This window comes from Streptomyces sp. NPDC055962 (genome assembly GCF_042270185.1).
Taxonomy (GTDB): Bacteria; Actinomycetota; Actinomycetes; order Streptomycetales; family Streptomycetaceae; genus Streptomyces.
This window is the reverse complement of the sequence record NZ_JBHJYN010000001.1, coordinates 847,716-860,566: the sequence shown is the minus strand read 5'-3', so window position 1 is coordinate 860,566 and position 12,851 is coordinate 847,716. Positions and strand designations below refer to the sequence as shown.

Sequence of the window (12,851 nt, the reverse complement as noted above, 5' to 3'; positions counted from 1 at the left end):
CTCGTTCAGCGCGCCGCCGAGAGCCGGTTTGAGATGGTTTCGGCTACTTTGACGCACAAGGTGAACCAGGACGAGATGCTGTTGCGCAGCTGGCGGCGTACGGCGCCCGACGCCTTCACCGTCACGGCTGCCTGGCCCTCCGCGCACCCGTTCTACACCGACCGCCATGGCCTGCACGACCCGCTTCTGCTGAGCGAAACGGTACGCCAGACGCTGCCCCTGCTGTCCCACGGCGCCTACCAGGTCCCCTTCGGGCACCAGCTGCTCTGGAAGGACTTCAGCTGGACGCTCGACCCGGAGGCCACGTTCGCCGACGGCGGCCCGGCCGAGCTGGAACTGCACATCACCTGCGACGAGGTGACGTACCGTCGCGACCGCGCGGCAGCGATATCGCTCAGAGCCGACGTGGAGCGCGGGGGGCGCCCGATGGCCACCGCCCGCTCGCGCTTCACCATCCAGGACCGCACGGTCTACAACCGGCTGCGCGGGGTCTACGCCGACGCCGGCGCGGCCACCGCGCGGGCCCTGCCGCTGTCACCTCCGGCAGGTCTCACGCCCTTCGGCCGCGACCGCTTCGAGGACGTGGTGCTGGCCGCCACGGACCGGCCCGACCGCTGGCAGCTGCGGGTCGACACGACCCACCCCGTCCTCTTCGACCACCTCGTCGACCACGCCCCGGGCATGCTCCTGCTGGAGGCCGCCCGCCAGGCCGCCCTGGCGGCGGCGCACCCGCGGCCGATGGTCGTCACCGGCATGGAGACCGAGTTCGTGAAGTACGCCGAGATGGACATCGCCTGCGACCTGGAGGCCGAGTGGACGGCGGACCCCGGCAGGGTCCGGATCAGCGCCCGGCAGAGCGGCAGGGAGATCTTCTCCAGCGTCGTGACCCTGGAGGCCCCGCCCGTCGTGCACTCCGCCCGTGCCGCCTGACGCGTGTCCCCGGCCCGCGGAGGCCGGTTGCCGCGCCGAGCCGCGACGTGCGTGCCGGTGGCTCCCGGCGCCGGCGCGCGCCCGGCGGCGGGTCTCAGTCCGTCCCGGGCGGGCCGGCGGTGACGGCCGCCTCCTGGAGGGCGTCCAGCAGGTCACGCAGGGCGGGCTGTTCGAGGGACACCTCGCGTGCGGCCGCCGAGATCACGCGGACGGGCTCGGGGTTGCGGACCGGGCGCACGACGACACCCGGGTGCCGGTTGCGCAGCCCCAGACCCGGCATCAGGCTCACGCCGAGTCCGGCGGCGACGAAACCCTGCGCGGTGGCGTAGTCCTCGCTCCGGATGACGAAGTCGGGGCTGAAACCGGCCGCCGCGCAGGACTCGGTCACCGCTTCCAGGCAGGGGCCGGGCGGTTCGCAGCCGACCCACTGCTCGCCGGAGAGGTCGTGCAGGTCGACGACGTCCTGGCCGGCGAGCGGATGGCCGAGCGGCAGCACGGCGGCGTACGGGTCGTCGAGGAGGTGGACGAGCTCGAAACCCTTGCCGATACGGCCCGACGCCTGGACGACCACGGCCACGTCGGCCCGGCCCCGCACCAGCTCCTGGAACGGGTCCTCCGGATCGGTGAGTTCGGCGTCGATGCGGATGCCGGGGTGTGCGGTGCGGAGCCCGGCCAGGGCGGGCGCCACCAGTGTGGAGCCGGCCGTGGCGAAGTAGCGGACCGATAGGCGCCCGGTGCGTCCGGCGCGTAGGTCGGCGAGTGCGGTCTCCGCCTGGGCGACCGCTGAACTGATCAGCGCGGCGTGCTCGGTCAGCAGCAGGCCCGCGGCCGTGGGCCGCACCCCGCGGCCCACCCGCTCCAGCAGCGCCGTGCCGGCCTGCTTCTCCAGTGCCGCCATCTGCTGGCTGACGGCGGACGGCGTGTAGCCGAGGTGCGCCGCGGCGGCGGTGACCGTACCGCTGGTGACCACCGCGCGCAGGACCTGCAGTCTCCTCACATCGAGCATGTAGCACAGCTTAACAGATCAGGTAGAACCATTTGCTTGTCATCACAGCTCGGCTGGGGCACCTTCGAAGAGCCGGGATGGACGGAACGCCCGACGGCGGCACCCCGGAAGCCTGCACGGACCGTGTGCCGAACCGAGTGGAGGAAGCATGACGAACGGCAGTACGCGGAGTCTCCGGGGCGGATTGCGGGTGGCCGTGCTCGCCCTGCTGTGGGGCTCGACCTTCCTCTGGATCGAGCTGGCCCTGCGGGGCCTCTCCCCGCTCCAGGTCACGTTCGCCCGCTGCGTCCTGGGCGCGCTCGTCCTCGTCGTCGCCTGCCGGGTGGCGGGCCACCGGCTGCCCCGGGGCATCGCCGCATGGCGGCACATCGTCGTCGCGGCCTTCTTCTGCAACGCCCTGCCGTTCGCCCTCTTCAGTCTGGGCCAGCAGAGCGTCGGCTCCGGTCTCGCGGGCGTCCTGAACGCCACGACCCCGCTCTGGTCGCTCGCCCTGGGGCTCGCCCTCGGCTCCGAACGCGGACTCCGCCCCGTGCGCCTGGCGGGCCTGCTGCTCGGCTTCGCCGGCACGATCCTCATCTTCGCCCCCTGGCGGACGGCCGGCGCCGCGAGCTGGGGCGCCCTCGCCATCATCGGCGCGGCCGCCAGCTACGCCGTCGCGTTCACCTACATGGGCCGCACCCTGGTCCGGAAGGGCACCCCCACCATCTCGCTCTCCGCCGCGCAGCTCGTCGCCGCGAGCGGCCTGACCGCGGTGGCGGTGCCGATCGGAGGCATGCAGTCCATCGACCCCGGTCCGACGGTGATCGTCGCCGCCGTAGTCCTCAGCGTCTTCTGCACCGCGATCACCTTCCACCTCACCTACCGGATCATCAACGACGAGGGCGCCACCAGCGCCGCCGTGGTCGGCTATCTCCTGCCCGTCGTCTCCGTACTGCTCGGAGCGGTCGTCCTGGGCGAGGAGATCGGCGTGCGGGTGGTGCTGGGGATGGCCGTCGTCCTCGTCGGCGTCGGACTGACGCGGCGGCAGGGCCCGGCGGCGGCCACCGGGGAGGGGACGGCGGGCGAACCGGCCGTCGACCCCTCGGCCGTCGACTCCCCGGCCGTCGGTGAAGCGGCCGCCGGTGGAGCGGCCGTCGGTGGAGCGGCCGCCGGGGGAGTGGCCGCCGACCGGCCGGACGCCGCCCTGCGCACCGACCTGGAGGACGTCCGATGACCACCGGCGAACCCCTGCCCGGGCTGTGGCAGGCCCACCGCGAGCTGACCGGGAAGGCCGTCTTCACGGACCTCACCCATGCCTTCCGGCCGGGGCAGCCGCATTGGGCGGGCTTCGGCGACGAGCGGCGCGAGAAGGTGTTCGACCTGGACCGGGGGGACGGATTCACCGTCGACCGCTACCACCTGGTGGGCCAGTGGGGCACCCATGTCGACCCGCCCGCCCACTTCGTGGCCGGGGCCCGGACGCTGGACCGGATCCCGGTCGAGGAGATGATCCTCCCGCTGGTGGTCCTCGACATCACCGCCCGGGTGGACGCCGACCCCGACGCCACCCCCACACCGGACGACGTGGAGTCCTGGGAGCGCCGCAACGGCCCCGTCCCGGCAGGCTCGTTCGTCGCCCTGCGCACCGGATGGAGCCGGCGATGGCCGGACGCGGCGGCGATGGCCAACGAGGACGAGGCGGGCGTCAGCCACCGGCCGGGCTGGTCGGCCGAGGTCCTGCGGTACCTGATCGAGGACGCGGGCGTGACGGCCATCGGCCACGAGCAGTCCGACACCGACCCGGGGCTCGCCGCCTCCGCGGGCGACCACGGACTGGAGGCGTACGTTCTGGGGCAGGGGCGGTGGCAGATCGAACTGCTGGCCCATCTGGACGGGCTCCCCGAGGCGGGCGCCCTGATCGTCGCCACCTGGCCCAAGCCGTACGGCGGTTCCGGCTTCCCGGCCCGGGTGTTCGCCGTGCACCGGTGATACGGCCCGACCTCCTCCTCCCTTCGGTGAGCCCGTCCCCCGACGCCGTCCCCCGGTGCGCGAGGATTGGGGCATGGCCAACCGACTTGCGCAGACCACGTCCCCGTACCTCCTGCAGCACGCCGGTGATCGGAGCCGTGACCACGACGGTCTCGGCAGCCGTGAGTAACGGCACCACCTGAGGCGAGAAGCGCCGATGCAGACGTGAGGTCTTTCGTCTCTCAGTTGGTTCCGAGGTCGACAGTGACGGGGAACGGAGCAGCGGTCTTGATCGTGCCGGTGAACATCTCGCCGTCCCTGTAAGCCTTGGTGGCGGGGTCGAGGACGTACGTGTAGACGATCGGGACCCCGGTGGCGGCCTGCTCGACCCGCCAGTAGAAGGGGATGCCGGACTTGGCGTACTGGTCGACCTTCACGATCCGGTCCGTGGTTTCCGAACCGGGCGACACGACCTCGACGACCAGGAGTACGTGCTCGGGGCGGGTGGGCGTGAGGTCGATGGTCTCCGCCCGGTAGACGATGACGTCAGGGCGGCGGTTGGTGAGGGGGACGTCCTGTAGACGGACGTCGCAGTCCGTGTCCGCGTTCCAGTCCGGGCCCGCGGCGGCGTCCAGGGCGTTGGCCAGGATGCGGGCCAGCCGGTTGTGGCGCTTGGAGGCGCTCGGGCTCGCGACGACCATCCCGTCCACGATCTCGATGCCGGCGCACTGCTCCTCGGACCAGGAGTCGTACTGCTCCGCGCTGATCTGTGCGTGCATTTACGCGGGCGTCACCATCTCGGCGGTCATGGTGTGCCTCCTTCGAGGAGCCTCAGCAGTCCCGGTGCTGCTCAGGCCAGCCTACTGTCCGCCGATGCCACGCCGCCCGGTACAGACAGCTCCCACCCGTCCCGCCTGTCCCTTCCCACCCCGCCCCGTGGCGCGCGGGTCTCGCTGAGGAGGGTGCGCGAGGATGGGGTGTATGGCCAACCGACTTGCGCAGACCACGTCCCCGTACCTCCTGCAGCACGCCGACAACCCGGTCGACTGGTGGCCGTGGTCGCCCGAGGCCTTCGAGGAGGCCCGGCGGCGCGGTGTCCCGGTGCTGCTCAGCGTCGGCTACGCCAGCTGCCACTGGTGCCATGTCATGGCCCACGAATCCTTCGAGGACGCGGCCACCGCCGACTACCTCAACGCGCACTTCGTGCCCGTGAAGGTCGACCGCGAGGAGCGGCCCGACGTCGACGCCGTGTACATGGAGGCCGTGCAGGCCGCGACCGGCCAGGGCGGCTGGCCGATGACCGTCTTCCTGACCCCGGAGGCCGAACCCTTCTACTTCGGTACGTACTTCCCGCCCGAGCCCCGCCACGGCATGCCCTCCTTCCCCCAGGTTCTCGAAGGGGTCGTGGCCGCCTGGTCCGACCGGCGCGAGGAGGTCGCCGAGGTGGCCGGGCGCATCGTCCGCGACCTGGCCGGCCGCTCCCTCACCGCCGCCGAGGGGGCCCTCCCGGGCGAGCCGGAGCTGGCGCAGGCCCTGCTGAGGCTGACCCGGGACTACGACGAGACGCACGGCGGCTTCGGCGGGGCGCCCAAGTTCCCGCCGTCCATGGTCATCGAGTTCCTGCTGCGCCACCACGCCCGTACGGGGGCCGAGGGCGCCCTGCAGATGGCCGCCGACAGCTGCGCGGCGATGGCGCACGGCGGGATCTACGACCAGCTCGGCGGCGGCTTCGCCCGCTACGCGGTGGACCGGGAGTGGGTGGTCCCGCACTTCGAGAAGATGCTCTACGACAACGCCCTGCTGTGCCGCGTCTACGCCCATCTGTGGCGGGCCACCGGATCGGACCTGGCGCGCCGGGTGGCCCTGGAGACGGCCGACTTCATGGTGCGCGAACTGCGCACCGCCGAGGGCGGCTTCGCCTCCGCGCTGGACGCCGACAGCGCGGACGCGCAGGGCCGGCACGTCGAGGGCGCGTTCTACGTCTGGACGCCCGCGCAGCTGCGCGAGGTGCTGGGCGAGGAGGACGCCGCCTTCGCCGCCGCGTACTTCGGGGTGACCGAGGAGGGCACCTTCGAGGAGGGTTCCTCCGTCCTGCGGCTCGTGGGAACCGGGGAGACGGGGCCCGCCGACGCCGGGCGCGTCGCCGATGTGCGGGCCCGGCTGCTGGCGGCGCGTGATCTGCGGGTGCGCCCGGAGCGCGACGACAAGATCGTTGCTGCCTGGAACGGGCTGGCGATCGCCGCCCTCGCCGAGACCGGTGCCTACTTCGACCGCCCGGATCTGGTCGAGCGGGCCACCGAGGCCGCCGACCTGCTGGTGCGGGTGCACATGGGTGACGTCGCCCGGCTCTGCCGCACATCGAAGGACGGCCGCGCGGGGGCCAACTCCGGGGTCCTGGAGGACTACGGCGACGTCGCCGAGGGCTTCCTCGCCCTCGCCTCCGTCACCGGTGAGGGCACCTGGCTGGAGTTCGCGGGCTTCCTGCTGGACATCGTGCTGGAGCACTTCTCGGGCGAGGGCGGCCAGCTGTTCGACACCGCCGACGACGCGGAGCAGCTGATCCGGCGCCCCCAGGACCCCACCGACAGCGCCACTCCGGCCGGCTGGACCGCCGCCGCGGGTGCGCTGCTCTCCTACGCGGCGCACACCGCCTCCGAACCGCACCGCACGGCGGCCGAGGGTGCCCTCGGGATCGTCGGGGCGCTCGGCCCGAAGGCGCCCCGGTTCACCGGGTGGGGGCTGGCGGTCGCCGAGGCGCTGCTGGACGGCCCGCGCGAGGTCGCGGTGGCCGGCCCGGTCGGCGGGGAGCTGCACCGTGCGGCGCTGCTGGGACGGGCCCCCGGGGCGGTCGTCGCGGTGGGTGAGGGACCGGACGCCGGCACCGAGTTCCCTCTGCTGGTGGACCGGCCGCTGGTGGGCGGTGAGCCGGCCGCGTACGTCTGCCGGCACTTCGTGTGCGACGCGCCGACCACGGACGCGGGGGAGCTGGCGGCGAAGCTGGGCGGCTGACGGCCGTACGGCGAAGGGCCCGGCCGGGGTGGCCGGGCCCTTCGCCGTACGGGTGGGTCACTGCTGGTAGGCGACCAGGGAGATGCCGACGTAGTGCACGATGAACGCCGCGAGCGTCAGCGAGTGGAAGACCTCGTGGAAGCCGAAGAGGCGCGGTGAGGGGTTCGGGCGCTTGATGCCGTAGATGACGCCCCCCGCGCTGTAGAGCAGGCCCCCGACGACGACCAGGACCAGTACCGCGATGCCTCCGGCGCGCATGAAGTCCGGCAGGAAGAACACCGCGGCCCAGCCCATGGCGATGTAGCACGGGGTGTAGAGCCAGCGCGGGGCGCCGACCCAGAAGACCCGGAAGGCTATACCGGCCGCTGCGGCGCCCCAGACCGCCCACATGAGCGGCCGGCCGGTGGCGTCGGGCAGCAGGAGGAGCGTCAGCGGGGTGTAGGTGCCCGCGATGATCAGGAAGATGTTCGCGTGGTCGAGCCGGCGCAGCACCGCCTCGCCGCGCGGGCCCCACGTACCGCGGTGGTAGACCGCGCTCACACCGAACAGCAGGCAGGCGCTCAGGATGTAGACGGCGCAGGCGACCCGCGCCCGCGTGCTGTCCGCCAGGGCGATCAGGGTGATGCCCGCGACGACCACCGCGGGGAACATCCCCGCGTGCAGCCAGCCGCGCATCCGTGGTTTGACCGGGACGGGGTCGGTGAGCTCGACGGGTCCGGACGCGGCGGCAGAAGTCATATCCGCATGCTACCTACGCTTCCGTAGGTAACGGATACGAGTGGCGATGCTCACGTGTGCGGCCCTCTGGACATATGGGCGGGATGGTCGGATGATCAAATGAGTGCGGTCGGCACCGGATGAGCGCCAGGGGAATTCGAAGGGGTCAGCATCCGGGTCGCAGCCCCCACGGGGCCTGACAACACACCCTCTTCACAAGGAGCGATCGTGGCGCGAGACATCGCGGCTCCCCTCACTGTTCCCACTCGGCACCAGGAGCTGGCCTCCTGGGTGGACGAGATCGCCGCCCTCACCCAGCCGGACCGCGTGGTCTGGTGCGACGGCTCCGAAGCCGAGTACGAGCGCCTGTGCGAGGAGCTCGTCGCCAAGGGCACCTTCACCGCGCTGGACCCGGTCAAGCGCCCCAACTCGTACTACGCCGCCTCCGACCCGAGCGATGTCGCGCGCGTCGAGACCCGGACGTTCATCTGCTCCGCGAAGGAGGAGGACGCCGGTCCGACGAACCACTGGAAGGACCCTGCCGAGATGCGGGAGATCTTCGTGGGGGAGAAGGGCGTCTTCCGCGGCTCGATGCGCGGCCGCACGATGTACGTCGTCCCGTTCTGCATGGGCCCCGTCGGTTCGCCGCTCTCCGCGATCGGCGTGGAGATCACCGACTCCGCGTACGTGGCCGTCTCGATGCGCACGATGACGCGCATGGGCCGGGCGGTCCTCGACGAGCTCGGTACCGACGGGTTCTTCGTCAAGGCCGTCCACACCCTCGGTGCTCCCCTGGCCGAGGGCGAGGCCGACGTGCCGTGGCCCTGCAACTCCACCAAGTACATCTCGCACTTCCCCGAGGACCGTGAGATCTGGTCCTACGGATCCGGCTACGGCGGCAACGCCCTGCTGGGCAAGAAGTGTTACGCGCTCCGCATCGCCTCGGTGATGGCACGCGACGAGGGCTGGCTCGCCGAGCACATGCTGATCCTGAAGCTCACGCCGCCGCGCGGGGAGTCGAGGTACGTCGCGGCCGCGTTCCCGAGCGCGTGCGGCAAGACCAACCTCGCCATGCTGGAGCCCACGATCCCCGGCTGGACCGTCGAGACCATCGGCGACGACATCGCCTGGATGCGGTTCGGTGAGGACGGCCGGCTGTACGCCATCAACCCGGAAGCGGGCTTCTTCGGTGTCGCGCCGGGCACCGGCGAGCACACCAACGCCAACGCCATGAAGACGATGTGGGGCAACTCCGTCTTCACCAACGTCGCGCTCACCGACGACGGCGACGTGTGGTGGGAGGGCATGACCGAGGAGGCGCCCGCGCACCTCACGGACTGGAAGGGCAACGACTGGACGCCCGAGTCCGCGACGCCCGCCGCGCACCCCAACGCCCGCTTCACCGTGCCGGCCGGTCAGTGCCCGACCATCGCGCCGGAGTGGGAGGACCCGAAGGGCGTGCCGATCTCGGCCATCCTGTTCGGCGGCCGCCGCGCCTCCGCCGTCCCGCTGGTCACCGAGTCCTTCACCTGGCAGCACGGTGTCTTCCTCGGGGCCAACGTCGCCTCCGAGAAGACCGCCGCCGCCGAGGGCAAGGTCGGCGAGCTGCGCCGCGACCCGTTCGCCATGCTGCCGTTCTGCGGCTACAACATGGGCGACTACATGAAGCACTGGGTCGAGGTCGGCGCCGACAAGGCCGACCAGTCCAAGCTCCCGAAGATCTACTACGTGAACTGGTTCCGCAAGAACGAGGCCGGCGAGTTCGTCTGGCCCGGCTTCGGCGAGAACAGCCGCGTCCTCAAGTGGATCGTCGAGAGGCTGGAGGGCACGGCCGAGGGCGTCGAGACGCCGATCGGCGTCCTGCCCGCCAAGGGCTCGATCGACGCCGAGGGCCTGGACCTCTCCGAGTCCGACCTCGACTTCCTGCTCACCGTGGACAAGGAGGTCTGGCGCGAGGAGGCGGCACTGATCCCCGAGCACCTCAACACCTTCGGCGACCACACGCCGAAGGAGCTGTGGGACGAGTACCGCGCGCTGGTCCAGCGCCTGGGCTGATCCCCTCACCCTCCCCGCGGCCGGGCCACTCCGACATCCGCCCTGACCTGTGGGGTCAGCGGCCCGCCGCGGCACGGCACCCGGAGCCCCCTCATGGTTCCGGGTGCCGCTCCTTTCCAGGAGAGCGCTTCCGGAGAGCCGCCGCCGCACGTCGGGGGAATGTCCATGCGTCGCCGACAAGGTGCGCACAGGACCGTCACATCCGGCGCGTGGCCCCGCCGGGGCCCGGCAGGAGCCCGGCCCCGGCCAGGGCCTGTGGCCGGCCGTGCGGAGGGTCCGCGGTGTGTGGCACCCGGTCCACGCGTCTTCGCGACCCGTGGACCGGGTGCGTCAGGGGGCGCCGACCAGCACGGTCGGCGCGGTGGGAGCGGCGAGAGCCGCGGTGTGCGTGTCCATGGCCTCGGCCGCGAGGATCGCCGCGGCGGTGTCCGCGCGGGACGCGGCGACGACCAGGGCCCGGCCCGCGAGGGCGTGGGCCCGGCGGTGCAGGGCGGCCGGGGACGCCTCGCTCCGCCCGGCGTGCCGGGCCGGCGGCGCGGCACGCAGCCGTGCCACCTGCTGGGCGATGCGGTCGCCCATGGCCTCCAGGCCCAGTTCGTCGGTGACGGCGAGGAGGGCCGCGAGATGCCCGGCGAGCTGGATGTCCAGCTCGTCCTCGCGGCTGCGGTGCGGGAAATCGGCGCCGTCGGCCGATGTGTGGACCGACTTGGTGCGGATCGGCTCGTACATGGGTGGCCTCCTGCTGTTGCTGTAAGGCCATCCTATCTTGGATTCAGTCTAAAGTTGTGACGGATCCGAAGATCTTGGTGCCGGCCGCACGGCGCGGGCCCTACGGCTGGCTGTATCCGTCCAGGAAGTTCCCGATGCGCGTCACCGCGTCGGTGAGGTCCTTGGCGGGCGGCAGGGTGACCACCCGGAAGTGATCGGGTTCCGGCCAGTTGAAGCCCGTGCCCTGCACCACCATGATCTTCTCGGCCCGCAGCAGGTCGAGGACCATCTGCCGGTCGTCCTTGATCTTGAAGACCTTGGGGTCGAGCCTCGGGAAGAGGTACAGCGCCCCCTTCGGCTTCACGCAGGTGACCCCGGGGATCTGTGTGAGCAGGTCGTACGCCACGTCCCGCTGCTCCAGGATCCGCCCGCCCGGCAGCACCAGATCGTTGATCGACTGACGGCCGCCGAGGGCGGTGGCCACCGCGTGCTGCGCCGGCATGTTGGCGCACAGGCGCATGTTGGCCAGGATCGTCAGGCCCTCGATGTACGACGAGGCGTGGGCCTTGGGGCCGCACACCGCCATCCAGCCGGAGCGGTATCCGGCGATCCGGTAGTTCTTGGAGAGCCCGTTGAAGGTGAGCACCATCAGATCCGGGGCGATGGCGGCGGTCGGGGTGTGCGTCGCGCCGTCGTAGAGGATCCGGTCGTAGATCTCGTCGGAGCAGACGACCAGGTTGTGGCGCCGGGCGATCTCCGTCAGCCCGCGCAGCATCTCGTCGTCGTAGACGGCGCCCGTCGGGTTGTTCGGGTTGATGATCACGATCGCCTTGGTGCGGTCGGTGATCTTCCGCTCGATGTCGGCGAGGTCGGGCATCCAGTCGGCCTGCTCGTCGCACCGGTAGTGCACGGCCGTGCCGCCGGCCAGCGAGACCGACGCCGTCCACAGCGGATAGTCCGGAGCGGGGACGAGCACCTCGTCGCCGTCGTCGAGCAGCGCCTGCATCGACATCTGGATCAGCTCGGAGACGCCGTTGCCCAGGTAGACGTCCTCGACGTCGAGGTCGATCCCCTTGGTCTGGTAGTGCTGCATCACCGCACGGCGGGCGGAGAGCAGGCCCTTCGCGTCGCCGTAGCCGTGCGCGCCCGAGAGGTTGCGCAGGATGTCCTCGAGGATCTCCGGCGGGCACTCGAACCCGAACGCCGCCGGGTTGCCCGTGTTGAGCTTGAGGATGCGATGACCTGCGGCTTCGAGCCGCATCGCCTCCTCGAGCACGGGGCCGCGGATTTCGTAACAGACGCCGGAGAGCTTCGTGGACTGGGTGACCTGCATGGCTGTGAGCTTACGACCGCGCCCCGCGCGGTGCGCCCGGTTCACGCGACGTCTGCTCCCTCCGGGGGTGCGCGGCGGCGCGCCGGGTCTTCCATCGGCATGCGGCCCCGGCCGCGCACCGTGGGAACGGCCGGTCGGGGCGCCGGTGAGGCTTGGAATGCGGGCGTCGGGTGCGGGGCCGGGTGAGATGCGCCACGCGGGGGTGCGGGGCGCGCCCGACCTGTACCCGCCCCGCTCGGACGCGGGAGCGGGGCGGGTGCCGGCCGGCTCAGCCGGGCAGGACCGTCCCCTCGGGCATGCGTACGCCGAAGTCCTCGGCGAGCACCCTCAGCACCTCGTCGGGGCCGCTCAGCTCGCGTTCCTCGACCGTGCCGTCGTCGGCGGTCTCCACGAGCGTCCGTCCGGACAGGGCGCGGTGCAGGCCCGGCAAAGTGCGCTGGGCGTAGACCGCCTGCCGGAACGGCGAGCGCGGATGCGTGGCGATGTGCCAGTTGATGACCTCGTAGTCCGGGGCCTCGAACGGCTCCAGGGTGAACTCGTACTGCGGTTCCCAGTACCCGCCCTTGTCCGTCTGGAGCTCCCACATCTCCAGAGGTCCGTCGTGCGGGGCGTGCACCAGCCGGTGGCGGCGCGGGGTGTCGAGCAGTTCGGTGTCCACCACCAGCGGGATCGGCTCCAGCAGCGCCCCGTGCGAACCGAAGCCGACATCGGCCAGCCAGGAGGCAGGCTCCCCCTCCACGTCCACCTGCATGAGCATGTGCGTCCGGGGCCGGACGTCACCGGGCGCGGCGCCCACCACCACCCGTGCGGTCAGCAGTGTCACCCGGAACCCCAGCCGGGTCAGGACGGCGGCCAGGAGGGTGTTGTGCTCGTAGCAGTACCCGCCGCGCTCGCTGCGGACGAGTTTCCTCTCCAGGTCCGGCAGCGCGAGGGAGGGGGCACTGCCGAGGAGGGGCTCCAGATTCTCGAACGGGATGCCCAGCATGTGGGCGCGGTGCACGGACCGCAGCACCTCCACGGTGGGACGGCGGTCCGCTTCTCCCGCCCGTCCGATGCGGGCGAAGTAGGCGTCGAGGTCGAGTGTCATGCCCCGACACTACGCAGACACCTCAGGGGTTTCCCACGTGCCCTGACGGCACAGAAGAC

Annotated in this window: 11 protein-coding genes; 5 read left to right on the top strand and 6 right to left on the bottom strand. The window is 71.8% G+C overall.

What is annotated here, in order from left to right; translation table 11 throughout:
* Positions 1-48: 48 nt before the first annotated feature.
* Positions 49-930 (top strand): ScbA/BarX family gamma-butyrolactone biosynthesis protein, encoded by an 882-nt coding sequence (locus ACFC51_RS03815; protein WP_376378780.1) that lies wholly within the window; start codon positions 49-51, stop codon positions 928-930.
* Positions 931-1,024: 94 nt separating this feature from the next.
* Here ACFC51_RS03815 and ACFC51_RS03810 read toward each other — a convergent pair whose 3' ends face one another.
* Complete coding sequence (locus ACFC51_RS03810) at positions 1,025-1,936, bottom strand: LysR family transcriptional regulator (protein WP_376378777.1); 912 nt, start codon at positions 1,934-1,936, stop codon at positions 1,025-1,027.
* Positions 1,937-2,084: 148 nt separating this feature from the next.
* Here ACFC51_RS03810 and ACFC51_RS03805 point away from each other — a divergent pair, with 148 nt between their 5' ends.
* The gene (locus ACFC51_RS03805; RefSeq protein ID WP_376526888.1) at positions 2,085-3,149 is read left to right on the top strand and encodes a DMT family transporter; all 1,065 of its coding nucleotides are present in this window, start codon (positions 2,085-2,087) and stop codon (positions 3,147-3,149) included.
* Positions 3,146-3,904: a cyclase family protein gene (locus ACFC51_RS03800; protein WP_376526886.1), complete on the top strand. Its 759-nt coding sequence runs from the start codon at positions 3,146-3,148 to the stop codon at positions 3,902-3,904. Before ACFC51_RS03805 ends, ACFC51_RS03800 begins: the two co-directional genes overlap by 4 nt.
* Positions 3,905-4,125: 221 nt before the next feature.
* Here ACFC51_RS03800 and ACFC51_RS03795 read toward each other — a convergent pair whose 3' ends face one another.
* Positions 4,126-4,662 carry a Uma2 family endonuclease gene (locus ACFC51_RS03795; RefSeq protein WP_376526884.1) on the bottom strand — a complete coding sequence of 179 codons (537 nt, stop codon included), beginning with the start codon at positions 4,660-4,662 and terminating at the stop codon, positions 4,126-4,128.
* 202 nt (positions 4,663-4,864) lie between these two features.
* On the opposite strand from ACFC51_RS03795, the gene ACFC51_RS03790 reads away from it, so the two are divergent.
* A complete protein-coding gene (locus ACFC51_RS03790) occupies positions 4,865-6,892 on the top strand; it encodes a thioredoxin domain-containing protein (RefSeq protein WP_376526882.1) in 2,028 nt (675 codons plus the stop codon).
* Between the two features lie 57 nt (positions 6,893-6,949).
* On the opposite strand, the gene ACFC51_RS03785 is transcribed toward ACFC51_RS03790, so the two are convergent.
* Positions 6,950-7,630: a hemolysin III family protein gene (locus ACFC51_RS03785; RefSeq protein ID WP_376380444.1), complete on the bottom strand. Its 681-nt coding sequence runs from the start codon at positions 7,628-7,630 to the stop codon at positions 6,950-6,952.
* 207 nt (positions 7,631-7,837) lie between these two features.
* On the opposite strand from ACFC51_RS03785, the gene ACFC51_RS03780 reads away from it, so the two are divergent.
* The gene (locus tag ACFC51_RS03780; RefSeq protein ID WP_376380441.1) at positions 7,838-9,664 is read left to right on the top strand and encodes a phosphoenolpyruvate carboxykinase (GTP); all 1,827 of its coding nucleotides are present in this window, start codon (positions 7,838-7,840) and stop codon (positions 9,662-9,664) included.
* 330 nt (positions 9,665-9,994) lie between these two features.
* Here the strand turns inward: ACFC51_RS03780 and ACFC51_RS03775 are convergent, their stop codons facing one another.
* The 3 genes from ACFC51_RS03775 to ACFC51_RS03765 form a co-directional block, all read right to left on the bottom strand.
* Entirely contained in the window at positions 9,995-10,393 is a 399-nt protein-coding gene (locus ACFC51_RS03775; RefSeq protein WP_376380438.1) for a hypothetical protein, read from the bottom strand.
* Between the two features lie 100 nt (positions 10,394-10,493).
* Complete coding sequence (locus ACFC51_RS03770; protein ID WP_376380435.1) at positions 10,494-11,705, bottom strand: pyridoxal phosphate-dependent aminotransferase; 1,212 nt, start codon at positions 11,703-11,705, stop codon at positions 10,494-10,496.
* A gap of 268 nt (positions 11,706-11,973) precedes the next feature.
* Positions 11,974-12,792, bottom strand: coding sequence for an arylamine N-acetyltransferase (locus ACFC51_RS03765; RefSeq protein ID WP_376526880.1), 819 nt, complete (start codon positions 12,790-12,792; stop codon positions 11,974-11,976).
* Positions 12,793-12,851: the final 59 nt, after the last annotated feature.